This is a genomic window from Hyphomonas sp. UBA4494, from assembly GCF_002388935.1.
GTDB lineage: Bacteria > Pseudomonadota > Alphaproteobacteria > Caulobacterales > Hyphomonadaceae > Hyphomonas.
Window position 1 is genome coordinate 117,535 of sequence record NZ_DGNK01000012.1, and the last position, 20,548, is coordinate 138,082.

A 20,548-nucleotide genomic window follows, 5' to 3' on the forward strand; every position below is an offset into this window, starting at 1 on the left:
TTTCGGCTATGACATAAGCCGCCCCTTCAGACAGGATTCACAGGGCGCCCGCGCGCATTTCTTGCGCCCGTGACCCAAGATTACGGATGATTGAACCGATGGAAGTTACCCAGACCAAGGCAGAAGGTCTTAGCCGCACGTTCGCCGTTAAAGTGCCGGCCTCGGAACTGCAGGCCAAACTCGACGAGCGGATTGAAGAAATCCGGCCGCAAATGAAGCTTAAGGGCTTCCGTCCGGGCAAGGTGCCCGCATCCCATGTCCGCAAGCTGTACGGCCAGGACCTGATGGGCGAGTTGATCAACAAGCTGGTCACCGAGACCAACCAGAAGGCGCTTGAAGACAATGAGCTGCGCCCGGCTGGCCAGCCAGACGTCCAGATCGATGGCGATATGGAAGCTGTGGTCAAGGGCCAGGCCGATCTGTCCTACAACATGAATGTCGACGTGATGCCGGAGTTCGAGCCGGCCGATGTGACCAAGCTGACCATCACGCGCCCCGTCGCGGACGTCGCTCAGGAACAGATCGACGAAGCGCTTGGCCGTATCGCCGAACAGAACACACAGTATGAACCGCGCGCCAAGACGGCGAAAGCCAAGGAAGGCGACGCAGTCGTCATGGATTTCGTGGGCAAGATCGATGGCGAAGCCTTTGAAGGCGGTAGCGCCGAGCAGCAGACACTGGTCATTGGTTCCGGCCAGTTCATTCCGGGCTTCGAAGACCAACTGGTCGGCGTGAAGGCGGGTGACGAAAAAGACGTGACCGTAACGTTCCCGGAAGCGTACGGCGCCGCTGACCTTGCCGGCAAGGAAGCTGTCTTCGAAGTGAAAGTGCACGAAGTTCGCGCGCCAAAAACGGCTGAACTCGACGACGAATTCGCCAAGGGTCTCGGTCTGGAAAGCCTTGAGCAGCTGACCGGCCTTGTGAAAGACCAGTTGAAAGCTGAGCATGACGGTGCGTCCCGCGCCAAAGCGAAGCGTAACCTGCTTGACCAACTGGATGAGGCTCACAGCTTCGATCTGCCGCCGAACATGGTGGAGCAGGAGTTCAATCAGATCTGGCAGCAACTGCAGTCGGAAATGGATGCGGGCCGCACGGCTGACGAAGACAAGGACAAGTCGGAAGACGAACTCAAGGAAGAGTATCGCAAGATCGCAGAGCGTCGCGTGCGCCTCGGTCTGGTCCTCGCCGAGATCGGCCGCGTGGCCGACGTTCGCATTTCCGAGCAGGAAGTGAACCAGGCTCTGGTCCGCGAAGCACGCCAGTATCCTGGTCAGGAAACGCAGGTGGTGGAATTCTTCCGCAACAATCCTGGCGCGATGGCCCAGCTGCGCGCACCGATCTACGAAGACAAGGTCGTCGACCATATTCTGGAAGTCGCTGAAATCACCGAGGAAACGGTGTCCCGCGAAGACCTGTTTAAGGAAGAAGACGAGTAGTCTTCACGCCAGTAGACGAAATCTGATGAAAGCCGGTCCGCAGGGGCCGGCTTTTTTCATGCGGCGAACCCCAATAGGTAAACCGGATGTTAACCGCATACCGCGAGTTTGTATCGAATCGAAAACAAGAGGCATCAGAAGATGAGCGTCCAGAGTATTCGCCCACAACTGAACGAACAGGACATCCACAGACTGATCAAGGGTGAAACACCCGAAGATCGGGCATCGGTTGCCCATCGGTTGTGTCGCCGGATCGCTCTGGATGTGCTGAGTGATTCCGAGCGCGAATATGCACAGGAAATCATGGGAATACTCGCGGATGATGCGGCGGATCTGGTGCGGCGCACCTTGTCTGTCACGTTACGAAATTCGCCGATTTTGCCACGAGAGATCGCCTTGAAGCTGGCGCAGGATATCGAGGCTGTAGCCATTCCCGTACTGCAGGACTCGCCGGTGTTTACCGAAGAGGATCTGATTGAACTTGTCCTGTCCGTCACCGCGGCAAAACAGGCCGCAATTGCCAATCGTGAAACCCTGTCGACGACACTGACGGACGTGATTTCCGAGCATGGAACGGTTGAGGCCGTGCGGATGTTGTCCGCAAATGAGGGGGCGGAGTTTACGGACGCCGCTTATGAAAACTCGATCCGCCGGTTTGGGTCTGATGAGGATGTGCAAAAGGGCTTTATCAGTCGCGAATACATTCCTACCCATATCGCCGAAAAGATGGTTTCGCTGGTTTCTGGCCAGTTGTTTGACCTGCTGGTCAATCGCCACGAGCTTCCGGCACAAATGGCGATCGACCTCGCCTCGGCATCGCGTGAGCGGGCAACGATTGATCTGGTAGAGCAGGCGGGGCGAACTTATGATTTGCCGCGTTTTGTCTCGCAGCTTCACCTGAATGGGCGGTTGACCCATTCACTGATTATGCGGGCGCTCTGCTGCGGCCAGATGCCGTTCGTTGAGCATTCGCTGGCGGAATTGTCTGGTGTGGGCCACCAGCGCGTTTGGTTGATGATCCATGATGCGGGGCCGTTGGGGCTACAGGCTGTATTCGATAGAGCCGGTATGCCACGGAAAATGCTGCCCGCGTTCCGGGCCGCTGTGAATGTTTTCCATGAGACAACGCATGACGGCGGGCCGAATGATCGCGCCCGATTCCGCGCGCGCATGATCGAACGTGTATTGACCCAGTTCCAGGCCATCCCGAAGGAAGACCTCGACTATCTGCTTGAGAAGCTGGACTATTATTCGGAAATGGCGGCGATGGACGAAGCCAACGGTACGGTAGATGTCGCCTAGCAGTCGGTGCGCATCCGGACGCCCGCCTGGACACCCAGACTGTCAAAAAACGCTCCATCACGCCAATTCGCCTTGTCGGCAATGACGAGAATACCGGCGGCGCTTGCAGATTCGCACAAATCCATCAGCTCTTCATTGATTTGCAGTTCTCGGGCATCCACTCGGACACTATCGATCATCAGGCCAAGACCATCGCGCAGTTGGGTCTGCCACGATTTACGCATATCGATTGATACGCGAAAGCCGCGCTTGCGGAGACCTGCCACGCTGTGGATCGCGTCCGTGCGCCCATCGGCGAAGACAGAATCCTGGAATTCGAGACTGATTTCTTGTTGGCAGAGAGTCGTTCGGCGGACGGCAGCGTCACAACCTACAGCCGTGTTATCATCCATTAGCGCCGTTGCTGGGGCCGGCACGATGATTGGACGCATCCGATTGTCAAATGTATGCGCCGCACTGGCAACTTCGAGGAGACGATCAGCAAGCCATTTGGCTGGGCCTGTTGCTGACTGAGTAGCGGCGGCCGGGCCGAAGGCGGCCTTCTCTTCAAACCGCTTGGACATCTCGCAGACCGTACCAAATGAGGTACCGTCGAGCACATGCATGACAGGCTGGAAGCGGAGATGGACCTTCTGTCCACTGTGGGCGACAACTTTCGTTTGAAGCAATTCCCGCATCACTCTTCCCGTCTTTCTGACCGTGCCTATTGCCTTACCTAAGGGAGAGGATTGAAGATCACGCGCAGAAATCCGTTGGGATTTTGAGGAAATTTGACAGAAAAATACGGGACCATAAGAAAATGACAACGCAGCCCGACGCACCAAGACTCTCGGCCACAGTGCTCATCGTTCGAGATGGAGCAAACATTCCCGAAGTGCTGATGGTGAAACGCCACTATCAGATCGACTTTGCTGCGGGCGCGCTCGTCTTCCCGGGCGGCAAGGCAAATGCGGAAGATGCAAGTGCGGATTGGGATCCCTACACCGATGGCGATTTCGGGCCGGTGCAGCAGGACGCCCGTATCGCGGCGGTGCGCGAAGCTTATGAGGAGTCGGGCCTGTTGCTGGCGCGCCCACGCGCGCAGCGCGGTACCAATCAGCCGCTGGTTGGCCCTGACATGGCGGAAAAACTGGATCCATTCCGGTCAGCTGTAGACCGGGGCGAGCAGAGCTTTCTGGAGCTGATACGCGACAATGATCTCGTGCTCGCGCTCGATAGTCTCGTTTACTTTGGGCACTGGATCACACCCGACATGATGCCCAAGCGCTTTGATACGCATTTCTATGTTGCGCCTGCACCGCCAGATCAGATTGCCGCCCATGATGGCCGCGAGACAACGGACTCTGTATGGATTGGCGCGCAAGCCGCACTGGATGCAGAGGAGGCCGGTGAGGCTATTATCATCTTCCCCACCCGGATGAATTTGAAAAAGTTCGCAACGGCCAGTTCCGTGGCCGATGCGATCGAGCGATTTGGCCGCGAAACCGTTATAACCGTCAAACCGCAGCAGTCAGAGACACCCGAAGGCGAGCCGTGTCTGATCATTCCAGACGTGGAGGGGTACGGCCAGACCGTTGAGCTGCTGTCCCGCGTAAACGTCTAGAGAATGAATTTCGAGAGGTCGGCATCTCCAGCCAGGCTCTCGACACGCTCATTCACATAGTCGGGCGTGATCGTGATGGTCTCGCCTGACTTGTCGGGCGCCTCGAAGCTGATTTCGTCCAGCAGGCGCTCCAGGACTGTTTGCAGGCGACGGGCGCCGATATTTTCCACGCTGCTGTTCACGGCTTCGGCAAGATCGGCAAGGCGGTCGATGGCAGCGTCTTCGAATTCCAGTGTGACGCCTTCAGCTTCCATCAGGGCTTGATACTGGCGGATCAGGCTGGCTTCGGGCTCTACCAGAATACGACGTAAATCATCCCGTGTCAGAGCGTCGAGTTCTACGCGGATGGGGAGGCGCCCCTGCAGTTCGGGCAGGAGGTCAGACGGTTTCGAAACGTGAAACGCGCCGGAAGCAATAAAGAGTATATGGTCGGTCTTGATGGCGCCACGCTTGGTGCTGACGGTCGTGCCTTCGATTAGGGGCAAGAGGTCGCGTTGAACGCCTTCGCGGCTGACATCAGCGCCGCCACGGCCTTGTTTGGCGGCAACTTTGTCGATCTCATCCAGGAAAACGATACCATCTTCTTCGACCGCATGAACGGCTTCCCGAACAATCGCGTCTTCGTCCAGCAGCCGATCAGCTTCTTCCTCGATCAACGGTTGGTAGGCTTCCTTGACCGTCGTTCGCACACGTTTCGTGCGACCGCCCATGGCTTTACCCAGCATGTCGGAGAGATTGATCATGCCCATGGAGCCACCTTGGCCGGGAATATCCATCATCTGCATCGGGCTGTTGGTTTCAGCGATGTCGAGATCGACCGGCTTGTCGTCGAGTTCTCCGGCGCGGAGTTTGGTGCGAAAGACTTCGCGTGTGGAGGACTGGGCTTCTTCGCCGACCAGCGCATCGAGTAGACGTTCTTCGGCTGCGTCTTTGGCCTGCGCCGTAACGCCCTCTCGTTTTTGTTCGCGGATCATCGAAACCGATGACTCCACCAGATCGCGGATGATCTGTTCCACATCACGCCCGACATAGCCGACTTCCGTGAACTTTGTGGCTTCAACTTTCAGGAAGGGCGCATTGGCAAGTCGGGCAAGACGACGAGACACTTCGGTTTTGCCGACGCCCGTGGGTCCGATCATCAGGATATTCTTCGGCGTGATCTCGGATCGGATCGAGTCGGGTGCCCGTTTCCGGCGCCAGCGATTGCGGAGTGCTATGGCAACTGCGCGCTTCGCGCCAGTCTGCCCAACGATGTGGCGGTCAAGTTCTGCGACAATTTCGCGGGGAGTAAGGTCTTTCATCAGGACTTCCGAAATGGGTCTGGCGCTCGGCCAGCGTGAAACAAGGCGCGAAATGCGGAAACCTAGAGGTCCAGCGTTTCCAGCGTGAAATGGCTATTGGTGTAGACGCAGATGTCGGCAGCAATCTGCATTGCTTTGCGGCCGATCTCTTCGGAGTCGTCCTCATAGTCGTAAAGGCCGCGGGCCGCGGCCAGGGCGTAATTGCCGCCAGACCCGACAGCAACGACATTGTGTTCAGGCTCCAACACATCACCGGCGCCTGTGATGACGAGTGTCGATTCCTTGTCGGCCACGATCAGCAAGGCTTCGAGTTTTTGAAGATATTTCTCGGTCCGCCAATCCTTGGCAAGTTCAACGGCAGCGCGTTGGAGCTGGCCAGGGTGGCGCTCCAATTTGGCTTCAAGTCGCTCAAACAGGGTGAAAGCGTCCGCAGTTGCGCCGGCAAATCCTGCGAGAATGTCTCCGGCAGCGATTCGGCGGACCTTGCGGGCGTTGCCTTTCATGATGGTCTGACCCATCGAAACCTGCCCATCGCTGAGCATGACGAGTTTTCGGCCCTTGCGGACGGCGAGAATGGTTGTGCCATGCCAAATGGCGGCGTTGTCAGTGTCGTGCGTCATGGCGAATGATGTGGCCGATCCGTGCTGTCTGTTCAAGAGAGGACCTGTTACATGAATTTCCACAGAGATATGTCATATAAGTGTAGCTTTGCCCGGCTATCTGGGCGCGGATGGAAGGGAACCGCCTGAATGGTGCAACAGCTCGGCCAACTACCTATGGGATGGTTGCTGACCGCGCTGATAATCTTCGTGGTCACGACCGGATTTTCTGTGGGGCGAATACGCGCTGAGCGTTACTTGGTGTCGGGCCGTCACAAATTTCATTCACGTGGAAACTATCACGGCTACTATGTGGCAATGTGGGGCCTGCTGCCCACGCTGTTCATCGCGTCGGCCTATATCCTGTTTTCACGCGCGGCCATCTTCGGGTGGCTGGACAGCGAGTTGCCGGAGGGCTTCCGCCAATTTTCCAGGGCTGAGCTTCAATCCTATTTGGAAGCTGTCTCAGCGGCGGCGAGGACCGGCGGCTATACTGGCGCAGACCGCATATTCGCGACGGTTACGAACCGCTACCTTGAATTATCTGGCAGTCTGAATGGTGCTACGCTGGGGGCGATGGTTCTGGCTGCGATTGGAGGTATCGCCTATGCGCGTCGCCAGGTCGCTCCGGCTTTTCGGGCCCGGCTCAAAGTGGAGCGTGGGGCAGAAGCATTCCTGTTCCTGTGCGCGGCCATCGCGATCGCCACCACAGTCGGCATCGTTGCGTCCCTTCTCTATGAAAGCATACGCTTTTTTGCTCAGGTGCCGATAACCGACTTTCTGTTTGGCACGCGGTGGAACGCGCAGACAAGCGCAGAATTCGGCGCACTACCACTTTTCTTCGGCACGTTCATGATCGCATTGATCGCGATGCTGGTGGCGGCCCCGATCGGGTTGTTCGCCGCCATATTCCTGTCGGAATATGCCTCCCCGCGCGTTCGGCGGTACACGAAGCCGTTGCTGGAGATGCTCGCCGGCATTCCGACGGTTGTATATGGTTTCTTTGCGCTTCTGGTAATTGCGCCCGGCGTGAGGGCGGCCGCACTCGGGATCAACAGCTTGTTGATCAATATTGGCATCACGTCCGAACCTTTGCTGGCAGCACAACCGACAAGCGCGCTGGCGGCGGGATTGGTCATGGGCGTCATGGTCATTCCATTTGTGTCATCCTTGTCGGATGACGTGATCAATGCCGTGCCGCAAACTTTGCGTGATGCTGCGTTCGCTATGGGGGCAACCAAGTCGGAGACGATCAAGCAGATCATCTTGCCGGCCGCCTTGCCGGGTATTGTCGCGTCCATGCTGCTGGCCGTTTCCCGAGCCATAGGCGAAACCATGATTGTTGTTATGGCGGCAGGTCAGCGGGCACGCATTTCTTTCGATCCGTCTACGGATTTGACGACAATTACGGTCCAGATCGTGGCACTTCTGACGGGGGAGACGCAGTTCGACAGTCCGAAGACGCTGTCAGCCTTTGCGTTGGGACTTGTCCTCTTCGTCGTTACACTCGGCTTTAACCTGATCGCCCTCCGGGTCGTCCAGCGATACAGAGAGAAGTATGAGTAGTCCCGTGGAAACACCGCTTCGGTCAGAAAAGGCCTTGAAGCACCTGCGCCGCCGCCGCGCTGCGGACACGCGATTCCGGGTGTATGGGCTCGTGGCCCTTGGCTTTGCACTTTTCTCTTTGGTTTTTTTGATCTGCGCGATTGCCTGGAAGGCGAGCAGCGCGGTCACGTATCACGTGGTGAAGATGGATATCGCGCTCGATGCCGACCGCATTGTACCAGATGGCAGCGCCTCGCCAGAAGAAATCACCCGAAATATCGAAGGCTTTTACACGCTGGTGCGGGATGACCTTTTTGCGAAATTCGCAAACCTGGAAGACACTCCCGCAGTACGGAAGGACTTCAGCGCCTTGATTGACCGGCTGGCGGTTTTGCCGCTCGCGCGTCGGGTGGCGAAAAATCCTACATTGATTGACCAGACGGTCTCGATCCAGGTTCCCGTTTCGGATGACGTCGACCTGTTCCTGAAGCGGTCGTCGCCGCGCAGCATACCGTTCCGGCTCGGTGAGGGCGCACAAATCAGCCCGGGGCAGGGTACGGATGAAATGGTCCTGAGGCATCCGGCCTTGGAGTCCGTTCTTTCCTCGCTCACAGCGCTCGGATCGCAGCAAGGCGCGCCATCGGTATTGGTGATCGCCGACAGCGCAGTGGCGCGTCTGACAGATTTGCAAGACCAGACCGCCGGGTTCGAGATACTGGCTGGCGATCTCGCAGACTTTCAAGGCAAGCCGTTGAAGGGTCTGATCGTGGCCGTTCCCGAGAGCAACCGGACGATTTCTGATTTGCAGATCGCATGGGCATTGGCCTTGAAATCGGAAGGTATCATTCGGCGCGTACCCCATACGAGCCTCTTGACCAGCACAGACAGCACATATCCGGAACTTGCGGGATCTCTAGCGGCAATTGTTGGATCTCTGTTGACGATGCTGGTTACTGGCATGGTTGCCATCCCCATGGGCATTTTTGCCGCCATATTCCTTGAGGAGTTCGCGCCGAAGAACCGGCTGACTCAACTGATTGAGGTGAACATCAACAATCTGGCAGCGGTACCGTCCATCGTCTTTGGCCTGTTGGGGGCCACCTTGTTGCTCGGCACGTTCGGTTTGCCGCGATCGGCGCCTCTGGTGGGCGGTCTCGTTCTGGCTTTGCTGATCCTGCCGGTTGTGATCATCGCTGCCCGCGCAGCCCTCAGGGCTGTGCCCCCGTCGATCCGAAGTGGCGCCCTCGCTGTTGGCGCGTCTCGAATGCAGGCCGTGTTTCACCATGTTCTGCCGCTCGCCTTTCCGGGCATGTTGACCGGCGCAATCCTCGGAATGGCGCGCGCATTGGGGGAGACAGCACCATTGCTTCTGATTGGAATGGTGGCATTTGTTGCGGAAGTGCCGTCCTCGACGACCGACGAGGCAACTGCGCTACCGGTGCTGATCTATAGCTGGGCGTCGAATGCGGAGCGCGCCTGGGAGCCGATGACGGCTGCAGTGATCGTGATCCTTCTAGCGCTTCTTGTTACAATGAATGTCATCGTCGTTATGTTGCGACGCAAATTCGAGCGGAGATGGTAGTGGATACCACGGCCCAGACAGATCACGATCCGGCTTTGACCGGAGAAGGCGCTGACCAGGCGCAGGCGCTGGTTTATCCCCGCATCAATTGTCAGGACGTTAACGTCTTTTACAGCGGCAAACAGGCCGTGTTCGATGTGTCTCTGCCAGTTTTCGACCGTTCGGTTACGGCGCTGATCGGCCCATCCGGGTGTGGAAAATCCACCTTTCTGCGCTGCCTGAACCGCATGAATGATACGATTGATGGAGCGAAGGTGACCGGCGACATCTTCATGGATGGTGAGAACATCAATTCGCCAGATGTGGACCCGGTGCTATTGCGGTCGCGTGTCGGCATGGTGTTCCAGAAGCCCAACCCGTTCCCCAAGTCGATCTACGACAACGTGGCCTANNTGTTCCAGAAGCCCAACCCGTTTCCGAAATCCATTTACGACAACATCGCTTATGGGCCGCGCATTCATGGACTCGTAGACGATCGGCAGGAACTCGATGCCATCGTCGAGAAAAGCCTGCGCCGCGCCGGTCTGTGGCAGGAAGTTAAAGACCGGCTCACCCAGCCCGGCACCAGCCTGTCAGGTGGGCAGCAGCAGCGCTTGTGCATTGCCCGCGCAATCGCGGTGCGACCTGAGGTTATTTTGATGGATGAGCCGTGTTCTTCGCTGGATCCGATTGCAACGGCACGGATCGAGGAACTGATTGACGAGCTCAGAAAGCGCTATTGCATTGTAATCGTGACCCATTCCATGCAACAGGCAGCGCGAGTGTCGCAACGCACGGCCTTCTTCCATCTTGGCCACCTCGTTGAGATGGGCGACACCGACCAAATATTCACCAGCCCGCGTGAGCGGCGCACTGAAGACTACATCACCGGCCGGTTCGGATAGGGAGACTGCATGGCAGATCACATCGTCTCAGCATTCACAGACGAGCTCGACAAGATCGCTGCCGATCTCATGCGTATGGGCGGCATTGTGGAAACAATGATCCTGGATTCCTGCCAGGCGGTAGACCGCAATGACAAGGAACTCGCAAAGGATGTGATCTCCCGCGATCCCAGTGTCGACCGGCTGGAAGAAGAAGTGGAGCGCCAGATTGTGAGTCTGATCGCGCGCCGCCAGCCCATGGCTCATGATCTGCGGTCGGTCTTTGCGGCGCTGAAGACAGCGGGTGAGCTGGAGCGGATTGGTGATCTTTCGAAGAATATCGGCAAGCGCACGCTGATGCTGGATGATGCTGTCCCGTCCATGATGCGCCACGGCGTAGCGCGCATGGCACGCCCGGTGTCACTGCAATTGCATTCCGTGTTGGATGCTTATGCGACCAGCAATGCCGAGACCGCCAAAATGGTCTGGGAAAGCGATGACGACATCGACCAGCACTATAATTCATTGTTCCGGGAAATGATCACTTACATGATCGAGGATCCGCGCACCATCGGTGCTGGAGCGCATATGTTGTTCATGGCCAAAAACCTTGAACGCATCGGCGACCACTGCACGAACATCGCAGAATTCATTTACTTTCAAATCACTGGCGAATATCTCATGCCCCATGAGCGCCCGAAAGCCCCCAATACGGGCGTCTGAAAAGACGTAGGACAAGAGGATCTGTCATGAAGCCCTATGTGCTTATCGCCGAAGATGAGAGCGCCGTTTCGGAGTTGCTTTTCTACAATCTCAAGAAAGAGGACTATGAGGTCGCAATAGCCAGCGATGGTGAAGAAGCGATGCTGATGATCGAGGAACGCGCGCCGGATCTGCTGTTGCTTGACTGGATGCTTCCCAAGGTCAGCGGCATCGAAGTCTGCCGTCGGATCCGCAGTGGCGGGGCCAATCCGAACTTGCCAATCATCATGTTGACCGCACGGGGCGAAGAAAGTGACCGCATTCGGGGGCTCGATACCGGCGCCGATGATTACGTCACCAAGCCTTTTTCAACGACCGAATTGATGGCGCGTGTTCGCGCCGTGTTGCGTCGTATCCGCCCCGGCCTGAAGGATGATCGAATTACAGTAGGGGATATCGAGATTGACCGGGTCGCGCACAAGGTCGCCCGGAATGGGCAGGATATCCATCTCGGGCCGACCGAGTTTCGCTTGCTGGACTATTTCATGCAGCATCCGGGACGTGTGTTTTCACGCGAGCAATTGCTCGACACAGTCTGGGGCTCGGACGTTTATGTCGAGGCGCGGACCGTAGACGTGCATGTCGGGCGTCTGCGCAAGGCATTGCGTCAGGAAGGCGGGGACGATCCGATCCGGACCGTCCGCTCCGCTGGGTATGCTCTTCGAGCTGACTAGAAAAGTTCAGTCAGGAAGTTTTCGAGGTTTTCAAAGCTGCGACGGTCTGCATCTGCGTTGTAGACCGTACCCATTTCCCTGTTATCAGCGCCAAGCGTCGTGAAGGAGTGCATGGAATTACCGTGCACGTGCAATTGCCAGTCCGCACCTGACCCGTCCAGTTCCTTCGTAATGGCCATCACGTCTTCCGGAGTGGCCATTGGATCATGCCAGCCATGCTCGATCATCACTTTCGCGGTGATCTTCGGTGCCGGCACATTTTCGGCTGGGCGGAATAGGCCGTGGAATGAGGCTACGCCCAGAACCTCATGATTGGCGCGAGCCATGTCCAGAACGGCGAGACCCCCAAAACAGAAGCCGATGGCTGCCGCTTTCGTTGGGTCAACACCCACTTGTTGCTTTGCGGCAGCAAGGCCACCTGCAAGGCGCTTCTGCAATTCGGCCCGGTCGCCAACAAGAGGATTCATGAGGGCTTGGTTCTCTTCGACCGTCGTGCCGCGCTTTCCCTTGCCATAGACGTCCATGGCGAAAGCGGCGTAACCAAGCTTTGCTATGCGTTCGGCCTTCTCGCGCTCATTGTCGCCCAGGCCGCCCCATGCATGGGCGATCACGACGACTGGAGCGGTATCCTTGCCCTTTGGGCGTAGGAAGTAGCCCTCATAGGTCTTGCCATCGACAGTGTAATCAACTTCGCTCATGTCTTTGCTCTCCTTGGTGTGTGCCTGTCAGATACAGGGCATTCGGTCCTCTGTTTCAAGGGGGGCAGCGATTAGTATGAAGATTCTAGGAATTTTCGATACGTCCTGTTCCATTGAAACTTACGGATAAAGGAGCGCCACACATGGCCAAGAAAAATGAGAAGAAGGTGAAAGCGAAGTCGGCAAAAGCCGCGAGCGCAAAAGCCTCCAAATCCACCAAGAAGCCAGCCAAGGCAAAGAAGGCTTCCAAAGCGCCTGAGCCAAACACGGCCGACATGGCACACAAGATCTGGCTCGCAGGCGTTGGCGCCTATGGCAAAGCCTATGACAAGGCAATCGCCAATACGAAGACGTTCAACAAGCAGTCCACCGAATTGTTCGAAGACCTCGTCAAGCGTGGCGAAGAGATTGAGCATGACGTCCGCGCACGCGTTCAGGACAATGATGTTGTTCAGAACGCTTCGAAGAACGCCGCCAAATATGCCAGCGTCGCCCGCGAATTCCAGACTCAGGCACGTGACGAGTTCGAAGCTCGGATGGAACGCATGCGCGACTTGCTGGGCGTGAAGGGCCTCGGCAAGAAAGGTGGCAAGCTCGCCGCCAAGCTCGACAAACTGGAAGACGAAGTTGCTGAAACGGTTTCGAAGGCTCGGTCCAAAACCAAAGACCGCAGCAATGATCTGAAGCAGCGTATTTCACGGCTGACCGAAGAGATCGAAGCTGTGGCAACGGAGTCCGGTGCGGAACTTGTTAAGACGAGCAAGAAGGCGGCCCAACGCACATCAAAGGCTGTTCAGGACGCCGTCGCAAAGCCAGCGGAGGCTAAACCGAAGACATCTGCAAAAGCCAAGCCTGTCGCAAAGGCAAAACCGGCCTCTGCCGCGTCAACCAAGGCGGATGACTTCACGCTCATGACAGGGGTCGGCCCTGCACTAGCCGCCAAGCTGAAAGCGGCGGGTATCAAGAGCTTTGCCGATATCGCCGCGCTCAAGGCGGCAGACATTCAGGCCCTGGACGCCAAGATTATGGCGCGTGGCCGTATCGCCCGCGATGAATGGGTCAAACAAGCCAAAGTGCTGATGAAGTAGTCCGGCACAATCATGAAACTGGTGAGGGCGGTTCCGTGAGGGACCGCCCTTTTCTTATGCGACGACGGTGTCGTAATGCTCGAAGAGATCTGTCAGCGTCTCCACACCCCGGTCACCCATATAGGGTGGCAGCAGGCACATGACCTGAAGCACAGTCCTGTGGATCAAGGTTGGCCCATCATGACTGTCCGCATTCAAATGATCCTCCGCCAACCAAAAGGTCAGGGTCGTCATGAATTGGTCTGTCAGAACTTCTCTCAGACGCGGATCCAGCCGCAACACCGATCCCGCGGTCAATTCATCCAGCACATCCACAAGCGCGGTTCGCATCCGCGACAGGATGGTTCTGAACCGTTTGGCAAGGTCAGGATACCGATCGAGCATTAGTCCAAGATCGCGATAAAAAAACCGGAAGTCGTAAATTTCTTCGAGAATGATGTAGAGGTAGACCCAGCTGTCCTCCAGACTGGTAATCCGGCCACGGGACCCGCTCAGGATGATGCGCATCTCGTCCTCGAACCGGTCAAACAGGGCATGGATGATCGCGTCCTTGCCCTTGAAATGGTAATAGAGATTGCCAGGGCTGATATCGAGCGCATTCGAAATATCGACAGCCGTCTGTTGGGCTTCTCCTTCTTCATTGAAGAGAAGCAAACTAACGTGAAGTATGCGATCGCGTGTTTTCATGGTCTGATATGGTGTTTGACACGCAATTCTCACTATGGAACGAATTTTATTTGAAATTTTGATGTAACCTTTTTCCGAATGTGAAAGAGGCCCAATAAAAGATCCAGTCGCCACGTTTGGTGGGAATGACTGGGCAGACCCAAGGGGAGAGGGGCATGACGCGCCCGAAGAAAGACTACGCAAACAAGGCGGCTATGGCATTCAAGGACGTGAACCCGTTCTTGTCCGGTTCCGACCCGCAGGAGATGGTCGGCGCAGTAGCCATGATGCTGCGCTCGACCATGAAAAATCCGGCCATTACAGCGAAAGCTGCCAGCCGGATGGCATCTGACGGCGCGAAGATCTTGATGGGCAGGTCCGATCGGGCGGCAGATCCTCGCGATCGCCGCTTCAAGGATTCGACCTGGTCTGAGAACCCCTTCTACAAGCGCGGCATGCAGGCTTATCTGTCGACTCAGGAGCATCTGAATGACTGGGTGGCCAATCTCAGCATGACGGAGTTGGAACATGCGCGGGCGAAGTTCCTGACCAGCATGATTACCGACGCCATGGCGCCGACAAACTCCCTGCTCGGCAATCCGGCCGCTAGCAAGAAAGTGGTGGAGTCAGGTGGCATGTCCCTGCTGAAGGGGCTGAAGAATGCGTACACGGATATCACAAAAAATGGTGGTTTGCCGAGCCAGGTAGACAAGCGGCCCTTCGAGGTCGGCAAGAATCTCGCAATGTCGCGCGGCAAGGTGATCTGGAAAAATGAGATGCTGGAACTGATCCAGTATGAGCCAGTTACCGACAAGGTTCACCGCACGCCAGTTCTGATCGTCCCACCACAGATCAACAAGTTTTATGCGATGGACCTGTCTCCCGCGATCTCAATGGTCCAGTTCCTGATGGCGCAGCAAATGCAGACCTTTGTTGTGTCCTGGCGCAATCCTCAGAAAGAGCACGCGCATTGGGGCATGAGCGCCTATATCGACAGCTTGATCCAGGCGAGCGAAGTTATCCGCAAGGTCACGCGATCCAGGAAGATAAATATCGCCGGCGCCTGTTCGGGCGGTATCACGGCGGCGACTTTGGCCAGTCTGTTTGCAGCAGCAGGTGACGACCGCATCAACTCGCTGACCTTCATGGTATGTGTCCTGGATCCCCAGCGGGAAGATAGTGAGATGGGGCAGATTGTGTCTGATCAGAGCCTTGAGGTCGCCCGGAAATATTCCAGACGCAAAGGCATCCTTAAAGGCGATGATCTGGCACGCATGTTTGCCTGGATGCGTCCGAATGATCTTGTCTGGAACTATGTGGTGAACAATTACCTGATGGGCGAGGATCCGCCGCCCTTCGACATCCTGTTCTGGAACAACGACTCCACGAACTTGCCGGCGCAATTGCATTCGGACTATCTCGACATGGGGCTGAACCAGCCTTTCAGTCACCCGGGCGAGTTTGAAGTGGCTGGCCACGCAGTTGATTTGACGAAAGTGACAGCCGACGCTTTTGTGGTTGGGGGCCTGACCGATCACATCACCCCGTGGAAGGCGTGTTACCGCACAACTCAACTCCTCGGATCACAAAGTATAAAATTCGTGTTGTCTTCCAGCGGACATATCCAGTCCCTATTGAATCCACCAGGCAATCCGAAGGCGAAGATGCTTCGCAACCCGGACCTGGACGCGGATGCCGATACCTGGGCGGCAAAGGCAACAGAAGAAGCTGGCAGCTGGTGGCCTGTCTGGGGCGAGTGGCTGAAAGAGCGCTCGGGGACATTGAAAGCTGCGCCCCGCGCTTGCGGTGGTGAGGCATTCCCGGCTCTCTATGACGCGCCGGGCCATTACGTGTTTGACGAATAGGCCGAATATCTCACGGGAGCCTTCATGACGTCGCCGAAACGCATGCCGATCATCGAGACACAAGACGTAGACGGTATCGAATTGCGCACAGCGCGATGGACATCGGCGTCCAATTCGGGGCAGGCGACCTTGCTGTTCTTCAATGGCATTGGAGCCAATCTGGAACTGACGCTCGGTCTTGGCGACATGTTTCCTGACCGGGACATAATCACCTTTGATGTGCCCGGCGTTGGCTTGAGTCCGGTGACCAGTTGGCCTTATCGCCCCTGGATGCTGGCACGTTGGGCTCGCAAGCTTCTGGATTTGCATGACATTGAAGAAGTGGACGTGATGGGCGTGTCCTGGGGCGGAGCCATGGCGCAGCAATTCGCCTTTCAGTATCGCCGCCGCGTCGAAAAGCTGGTGCTTTGCGCGACCACAGCCGGGATGACGATGATTCCAGGCCACCCGAAGTCGCTATCGAAAATGGTGGACACACGACGCTACTCGGACCCGGAATTCATGCGGAAGAGTTTCGAGTCGCTTTATGGCGAAGCCGTCGATGGAGAGGCTGGCAGCCATATCGACAATCTCCTGCCGCCAGACCCCAAAGGCTATATCTACCAGTTACTGGCCTTTGTCGGCTGGTCGAGTCTGCCATTCATCCGCTTTCTGACAATGCCAACTTTGGTTTTGATGGGAGACCGCGACACGATCGTGCCTGTCGCCAATGGCCACGTATTACGGGTGGCACTGCCTGACGCCGAGCTGAAAGTCATTGAAGGCGGGGGGCATCTGTTTCTTGTGACGCGCGCTGAAGAGACCGCCGACCTGATACGGCAATTTCTGATCAGGTCAGAAAGTGAGCCGAAAGCTGCGGCTTGATCAGGTCTTTGCTGTCTTCACGGCGACCCGCTCTTCAAGGGCATCACACACTGCGTTCGCGACCGATTGGGCGGCGTCACCCCGGCCAATCGATCCAAAAGCGGCCATGCAGGCCTCGACATGGAGATTGATCAGCGCAGAATTCTCGCCTGGCTCAGTTTCAGACAGCAACCTGCAGAGCGACCCACAAAGGCGCGACACCGCGGGATATCCGTATGATGTGGCAACACCGCGAATATTGTGCGCGCAGGTTTCGAGTAATTTGTAGTCCGCATGGCTGGCACCGGAAGTCTTGGCGGCTCCCCAGGCACTCTTCAAACGATCAAGGTCCGCCTGCATCCACGCGTCGAAACGAGATGACAGGTCTTCGACCGCGGCTTCTGCTCTATCCCCGAGCTCGTCCGGATCGTGACCGGCGTCCGATGCAGCAACAGCGGCATCACCAACTGACGCAACGGGGGCCATCTTTATCACTCGGCTGATATCCGGAGTTATTGAGGTAGCTGGCTGGTCGCTCTTCGCGCCAGCATTGGGTTTCAGTTTGTTTATAAGAGCCTTGAGCATCGCGATTCCCTATCGTTCGGGTAATCGTATCGTTCAAGCCTTAACGCTTTCCTGACCGAAGGTCTTTGAAATCGCTTCAGAAACCAAACTGTTCCCGCAAGATGCGTTCATCAAGCGCATGCCCTGGATCGAACAGCATGGTAAGCCGACGCCGGTCCTCTTGAATGTCCACGCTGACAATGTCGCGCACTTCCTGATTGTCCGCGGCAGCGGCAACCGGACGCAGGATCGGAGCGATCACATCAATACGTACATGCGCGTCGCGCCGAAGTAGGGCGCCTTTCCACCTGCGCGGCCTAAAGGCGCTGACAGGCGTGAGGGCGAGCAGGCCAGCTCCGATCGGCAGGATCGGGCCATGCGCGGACAAGTTGTAGGCCGTGGATCCTGCTGGCGTTGCGACCATCAAACCGTCACAGGCCAGCTCGTCCATCCGCATCTTGCCGTCGATTGTGATCTTGAACCTCGACGTCTGCGCCGTCTGGCGAAACATCGATACTTCATTGATCGCAAGGGCGCGGTGTTCGTGATCATGTACGTCGCGAACGGTCATTCGCAGGGGCGAGATGACGGCGCGTTCGGCTGAGTTGATACGGTCGGGGAGATTGTCGACGTTGAATTCGTTCATTAGGAAGCCGACCGTGCCACGGTTCATGCCGTATACGGGTTGGCCCCCTTCAAACTGACGCCGCAACGAATCCAGCATCGCCCCATCGCCGCCGAGCGCAACGATCACATCGGCATCATCCTCGCTGCACTGGCCGTACTTTTTGGTCAGGACAGACAGCGCGTCCTGGGCTTCTGGGCGCTTGGAAGCGTAAAAGTGCAGACGTAGACCATTCATAGTGGCCCATCTGCTTTGCGAAGGGTGGAAGCGTCAAGGTGGATTCTGGCATACCGCCGCGTGCACCGGATAGTGCGAGTCCACCAAGTTGACGCGGGTGTCAGCTTTTTCTGGCCTGTGATCGGATTTTCCGCTAGTTTGCCAGCAAAACATATCTGGGAGATTCAATCATGGCCGACGGCGCGCACAAATTAGATATTCGTTCCTCTGTATCCGCAGAAGAGTGGCAGGCTCGCGTGGACCTCGCTGCGCTGTATCGCCTGATCGCGATGCATGGCTGGGACGATATGATTTTCACGCATATTTCTCATCGCGTGCCCGGGCCGGATCATCACTTCCTGATCAACCCTTATGGTTATTTCTTCGAGGAGATTACGGCGTCTTCGCTCGTGAAAGTCGATCTGGAGGGCAATATCGTCCAGGAGACGGATAGCTTTATCAATCCGGCCGGCTTCACCATCCATTCGGCAATCCATGATGCGCGCGACGATGCGCAGGTCGTGATCCATGTTCACACCGATCAGGGCGTTGCTGTCTCGGCGCAGAAGGAAGGCCTGATGCCACTCAGCCAAACCGCCATGATTGTACGTGAGGACATCGCCTACCATGATTATGAAGGTATCGCGCTCGACCTGGACGAACGTGAGCGGCTCGTCGCTGATCTGGGCCCCAAGAAACATTCAATGCTTCTGCGCAACCACGGTACGCTGACGGTCGGCGACACGGCGGCGTCTGCATTTACGCGGATGTTCTTTCTGGAGCGTGCCTGCAACATGCAGATCATGGCGCTTTCGGCTGGGCGCGACGGTGTGTTGGAGTGCGAATCTGATCTTCAGCAGAAGGTTGCCGGGCAGGGCGGCATGACAGAACACAGTTCCGGCATGAACATGGTGACGGAAAAACTGGTTTGGCCGGCGCTGCTTCGCAAGCTGGATCGCGAAATGCCGGGCTATGACGCCTAGGGGTAATCCCGTATGCGACAAAAGCGGTCCGCGACGTATGGAGCCATTATCAATCGTCGTTTTGGCCACTATGTAGGCTCGGAAAAGATCAGGAACGAAACAGATGAAGCATCTGAAGGCCTTCGAGGACGCGCTTAATTCGATTCACGGCGAAGGCCGCTATCGCGTATTTGTAGACCTGCACCGTCACAAGGGCAGGTTTCCAAAGGCGACGGCGCGTTTCGAGGACGGCGAGCGCGAAGTCACCATCTGGTGCTCCAATGACTATCTTGGCATGGGCCAGGACGAAGACGTCATCAATTCCATGCATGAGGCCATCGATAGTTTCGGTGCAGGTTCGGGCGGCACGCGTAACATCTCCGGCACGACTCGTTACCATGTCGATCTTGAGCGCGAACTGGCAGATTTGCACGGCAAGGAGTCAGCGCTCCTGTTCACATCCGGCTACGTTTCCAATGAGGCGACATTGTCGACCTTGGGCAAGATTTTGCCTGACCTGATCATTTATTCCGACTCGTTGAACCACGCTTCGATGATTGAAGGCATTCGTCGCTCAGGTGCAGACCGTCGCATCTTCAAGCATAACGACGTGGATCATCTGCGGGCGCTGATGGAGAATGATGATCCGGATCGCCCGAAGCTGATCGCGTTTGAGAGCGTTTATTCCATGGACGGTGATTTCGGCCGGATGGAAGAAATTTGCGATCTGGCCGATGAATTCGATGCGATGACCTATCTGGACGAAGTGCATGCGGTTGGCATGTATGGCCAGAATGGCGCCGGCGTTGCGGAGATGTGGGGTCTGGCGGATCGGATCGACATCATCGAGGGCACGCTTGGCAAGGCTTATGGTGTCATGGGCGGCTACATTGCCAGCCACGAGACCGTGGTCGACGCCATCCGCTCAATGGCTTCAGGCTTTATCTTCACGACATCCACTTGTCCCGTGATGGCGGCGGGTGCGCTGGCCAGCATCCAGAAACTGCGCACGGATGCGGGACGGGAATTGCGCCGGACGCATCAGGCGAACGCTGCCAAGCTGAAGCAGAAATTCCGTGATGCCGGCCTGCCCATGATCGACACTGACACGCATATCGTACCATTGCTGGTGGGAGATCCGGAGCGCTGCAAGGCGCTGTCCGATACATTGCTGTTCGATTTCGGCATCTATGTGCAGCCGATCAATTATCCGACTGTCCCGAAGGGTACCGAGCGCTTGCGCTTCACGCCGAGCCCTGTGCATGACGAAGTCATGATGGATGAGTTGGTGGCTGCGATACTTGCCGTTTGGAAGCAGCTCGGCCTCGACAAGGCAGCCTGATCCGGTTTTTCG

Annotated in this window: 20 protein-coding genes; 13 read left to right on the plus strand and 7 right to left on the minus strand. The window is 56.9% G+C overall.

Annotated features, from left to right (window positions below; translation table 11 throughout):
• Nucleotides 1-98 precede the first annotated feature (98 nt).
• Nucleotides 99-1,436 (plus strand): trigger factor, encoded by a 1,338-nt coding sequence (gene tig / locus B2P82_RS04700; RefSeq protein WP_349679729.1) that lies wholly within the window; start codon nt 99-101, stop codon nt 1,434-1,436.
• A 141-nt stretch (nt 1,437-1,577) separates the two neighbouring features.
• Nucleotides 1,578-2,738 carry a SpbR family protein gene (gene spbR / locus B2P82_RS04705; protein ID WP_290495497.1) on the plus strand — a complete coding sequence of 387 codons (1,161 nt, stop codon included), beginning with the start codon at nt 1,578-1,580 and terminating at the stop codon, nt 2,736-2,738.
• On the opposite strand, the gene B2P82_RS04710 is transcribed toward spbR, so the two are convergent.
• Nucleotides 2,735-3,559, minus strand: a complete 825-nt coding sequence (locus tag B2P82_RS04710) for an EAL domain-containing protein (protein WP_290495499.1) — start codon at nt 3,557-3,559, stop codon at nt 2,735-2,737. The two genes, spbR and B2P82_RS04710, sit on opposite strands and share 4 nt — an antisense overlap.
• Here B2P82_RS04710 and B2P82_RS04715 point away from each other — a divergent pair.
• The gene (locus B2P82_RS04715) at nt 3,538-4,341 is read left to right on the plus strand and encodes an NUDIX hydrolase (RefSeq protein WP_290495501.1); all 804 of its coding nucleotides are present in this window, start codon (nt 3,538-3,540) and stop codon (nt 4,339-4,341) included. The genes B2P82_RS04710 and B2P82_RS04715 overlap by 22 nt on opposite strands.
• Here the strand turns inward: B2P82_RS04715 and hslU are convergent.
• Entirely contained in the window at nt 4,338-5,642 is a 1,305-nt protein-coding gene (hslU, locus tag B2P82_RS04720) for an ATP-dependent protease ATPase subunit HslU (protein ID WP_290495502.1), read from the minus strand. The two genes, B2P82_RS04715 and hslU, sit on opposite strands and share 4 nt — an antisense overlap.
• Before the next feature lie 62 nt (nt 5,643-5,704).
• Nucleotides 5,705-6,262: an ATP-dependent protease subunit HslV gene (gene hslV / locus B2P82_RS04725; RefSeq protein WP_290495504.1), complete on the minus strand. Its 558-nt coding sequence runs from the start codon at nt 6,260-6,262 to the stop codon at nt 5,705-5,707.
• Between the two features lie 129 nt (nt 6,263-6,391).
• Between hslV and pstC the strand changes: the two genes are divergently transcribed.
• The 5 genes from pstC (at nt 6,392) to phoB (ending at nt 11,667) form a co-directional block, all read left to right on the plus strand.
• Nucleotides 6,392-7,807, plus strand: a complete 1,416-nt coding sequence (pstC, locus tag B2P82_RS04730) for a phosphate ABC transporter permease subunit PstC (RefSeq protein ID WP_290478865.1) — start codon at nt 6,392-6,394, stop codon at nt 7,805-7,807.
• The gene (gene pstA, locus B2P82_RS04735; RefSeq protein WP_290495506.1) at nt 7,800-9,368 is read left to right on the plus strand and encodes a phosphate ABC transporter permease PstA; all 1,569 of its coding nucleotides are present in this window, start codon (nt 7,800-7,802) and stop codon (nt 9,366-9,368) included. The genes pstC and pstA overlap by 8 nt, the downstream gene beginning before the upstream one ends.
• The gene (locus B2P82_RS04740) at nt 9,362-10,252 is read left to right on the plus strand and encodes a phosphate ABC transporter ATP-binding protein (RefSeq protein ID WP_414652010.1); all 891 of its coding nucleotides are present in this window, start codon (nt 9,362-9,364) and stop codon (nt 10,250-10,252) included. Before pstA ends, B2P82_RS04740 begins: the two co-directional genes overlap by 7 nt.
• A gap of 9 nt (nt 10,253-10,261) precedes the next feature.
• A complete protein-coding gene (phoU, locus tag B2P82_RS04745; RefSeq protein WP_034812765.1) occupies nt 10,262-10,954 on the plus strand; it encodes a phosphate signaling complex protein PhoU in 693 nt (230 codons plus the stop codon).
• 26 nt (nt 10,955-10,980) lie between these two features.
• Complete coding sequence (phoB, locus tag B2P82_RS04750) at nt 10,981-11,667, plus strand: phosphate regulon transcriptional regulator PhoB (protein ID WP_034812767.1); 687 nt, start codon at nt 10,981-10,983, stop codon at nt 11,665-11,667.
• Here phoB and B2P82_RS04755 read toward each other — a convergent pair.
• Entirely contained in the window at nt 11,664-12,365 is a 702-nt protein-coding gene (locus tag B2P82_RS04755) for a dienelactone hydrolase family protein (protein ID WP_290495508.1), read from the minus strand. The genes phoB and B2P82_RS04755 overlap by 4 nt on opposite strands.
• Nucleotides 12,366-12,508: 143 nt before the next feature.
• On the opposite strand from B2P82_RS04755, the gene B2P82_RS04760 reads away from it, so the two are divergent.
• Nucleotides 12,509-13,453: a helix-hairpin-helix domain-containing protein gene (locus tag B2P82_RS04760; protein WP_290495510.1), complete on the plus strand. Its 945-nt coding sequence runs from the start codon at nt 12,509-12,511 to the stop codon at nt 13,451-13,453.
• A 54-nt stretch (nt 13,454-13,507) separates the two neighbouring features.
• On the opposite strand, the gene B2P82_RS04765 is transcribed toward B2P82_RS04760, so the two are convergent.
• On the minus strand, nt 13,508-14,140 hold the full coding sequence (locus tag B2P82_RS04765) for a TetR/AcrR family transcriptional regulator (RefSeq protein ID WP_290495511.1): 633 nt from the start codon (nt 14,138-14,140) through the stop codon (nt 13,508-13,510).
• A gap of 155 nt (nt 14,141-14,295) precedes the next feature.
• Between B2P82_RS04765 and B2P82_RS04770 the strand changes: the two genes are divergently transcribed.
• Both B2P82_RS04770 and B2P82_RS04775 read left to right on the plus strand, forming a co-directional pair.
• Entirely contained in the window at nt 14,296-15,984 is a 1,689-nt protein-coding gene (locus B2P82_RS04770) for an alpha/beta fold hydrolase (protein WP_290495513.1), read from the plus strand.
• Between the two features lie 24 nt (nt 15,985-16,008).
• Nucleotides 16,009-16,848: an alpha/beta fold hydrolase gene (locus B2P82_RS04775; protein WP_290495515.1), complete on the plus strand. Its 840-nt coding sequence runs from the start codon at nt 16,009-16,011 to the stop codon at nt 16,846-16,848.
• Here B2P82_RS04775 and B2P82_RS04780 read toward each other — a convergent pair whose 3' ends face one another.
• Nucleotides 16,849-17,313: an Hpt domain-containing protein gene (locus B2P82_RS04780; protein WP_290495580.1), complete on the minus strand. Its 465-nt coding sequence runs from the start codon at nt 17,311-17,313 to the stop codon at nt 16,849-16,851. It abuts the gene before it with no gap.
• 175 nt (nt 17,314-17,488) lie between these two features.
• A complete protein-coding gene (locus B2P82_RS04785; protein WP_290495517.1) occupies nt 17,489-18,253 on the minus strand; it encodes an NAD kinase in 765 nt (254 codons plus the stop codon).
• Between the two features lie 170 nt (nt 18,254-18,423).
• Between B2P82_RS04785 and B2P82_RS04790 the strand changes: the two genes are divergently transcribed.
• Together B2P82_RS04790 and hemA are read left to right on the plus strand one after the other, a co-directional pair.
• Nucleotides 18,424-19,215: a class II aldolase/adducin family protein gene (locus tag B2P82_RS04790; RefSeq protein WP_290495519.1), complete on the plus strand. Its 792-nt coding sequence runs from the start codon at nt 18,424-18,426 to the stop codon at nt 19,213-19,215.
• Between the two features lie 103 nt (nt 19,216-19,318).
• Nucleotides 19,319-20,536: a 5-aminolevulinate synthase gene (gene hemA / locus B2P82_RS04795; protein WP_034812777.1), complete on the plus strand. Its 1,218-nt coding sequence runs from the start codon at nt 19,319-19,321 to the stop codon at nt 20,534-20,536.
• Nucleotides 20,537-20,548 lie beyond the last annotated feature (12 nt).

What these genes read in the sequence shown, in the direction of transcription:
- tig (WP_349679729.1), top strand. Translation starts at nt 99, where the DNA reads ATGGAAGTTACCCAGACCAAGGCAGAAGGTCTTAGCCGCACGTTCGCC.
- spbR (WP_290495497.1), top strand. Translation starts at nt 1,578, where the DNA reads ATGAGCGTCCAGAGTATTCGCCCACAACTGAACGAACAGGACATCCAC.
- B2P82_RS04715 (WP_290495501.1), top strand. Translation starts at nt 3,538, where the DNA reads ATGACAACGCAGCCCGACGCACCAAGACTCTCGGCCACAGTGCTCATC.
- hslU (WP_290495502.1), bottom strand. Translation starts at nt 5,642, where the DNA reads ATGAAAGACCTTACTCCCCGCGAAATTGTCGCAGAACTTGACCGCCAC.
- hslV (WP_290495504.1), bottom strand. Translation starts at nt 6,262, where the DNA reads ATGACGCACGACACTGACAACGCCGCCATTTGGCATGGCACAACCATT.
- pstC (WP_290478865.1), top strand. Translation starts at nt 6,392, where the DNA reads ATGGTGCAACAGCTCGGCCAACTACCTATGGGATGGTTGCTGACCGCG.
- pstA (WP_290495506.1), top strand. Translation starts at nt 7,800, where the DNA reads ATGAGTAGTCCCGTGGAAACACCGCTTCGGTCAGAAAAGGCCTTGAAG.
- phoU (WP_034812765.1), top strand. Translation starts at nt 10,262, where the DNA reads ATGGCAGATCACATCGTCTCAGCATTCACAGACGAGCTCGACAAGATC.
- phoB (WP_034812767.1), top strand. Translation starts at nt 10,981, where the DNA reads ATGAAGCCCTATGTGCTTATCGCCGAAGATGAGAGCGCCGTTTCGGAG.
- B2P82_RS04755 (WP_290495508.1), bottom strand. Translation starts at nt 12,365, where the DNA reads ATGAGCGAAGTTGATTACACTGTCGATGGCAAGACCTATGAGGGCTAC.
- B2P82_RS04760 (WP_290495510.1), top strand. Translation starts at nt 12,509, where the DNA reads ATGGCCAAGAAAAATGAGAAGAAGGTGAAAGCGAAGTCGGCAAAAGCC.
- B2P82_RS04765 (WP_290495511.1), bottom strand. Translation starts at nt 14,140, where the DNA reads ATGAAAACACGCGATCGCATACTTCACGTTAGTTTGCTTCTCTTCAAT.
- B2P82_RS04770 (WP_290495513.1), top strand. Translation starts at nt 14,296, where the DNA reads ATGACGCGCCCGAAGAAAGACTACGCAAACAAGGCGGCTATGGCATTC.
- B2P82_RS04775 (WP_290495515.1), top strand. Translation starts at nt 16,009, where the DNA reads ATGACGTCGCCGAAACGCATGCCGATCATCGAGACACAAGACGTAGAC.
- B2P82_RS04780 (WP_290495580.1), bottom strand. Translation starts at nt 17,313, where the DNA reads ATGGCCCCCGTTGCGTCAGTTGGTGATGCCGCTGTTGCTGCATCGGAC.
- B2P82_RS04785 (WP_290495517.1), bottom strand. Translation starts at nt 18,253, where the DNA reads ATGAATGGTCTACGTCTGCACTTTTACGCTTCCAAGCGCCCAGAAGCC.
- B2P82_RS04790 (WP_290495519.1), top strand. Translation starts at nt 18,424, where the DNA reads ATGGCCGACGGCGCGCACAAATTAGATATTCGTTCCTCTGTATCCGCA.
- hemA (WP_034812777.1), top strand. Translation starts at nt 19,319, where the DNA reads ATGAAGCATCTGAAGGCCTTCGAGGACGCGCTTAATTCGATTCACGGC.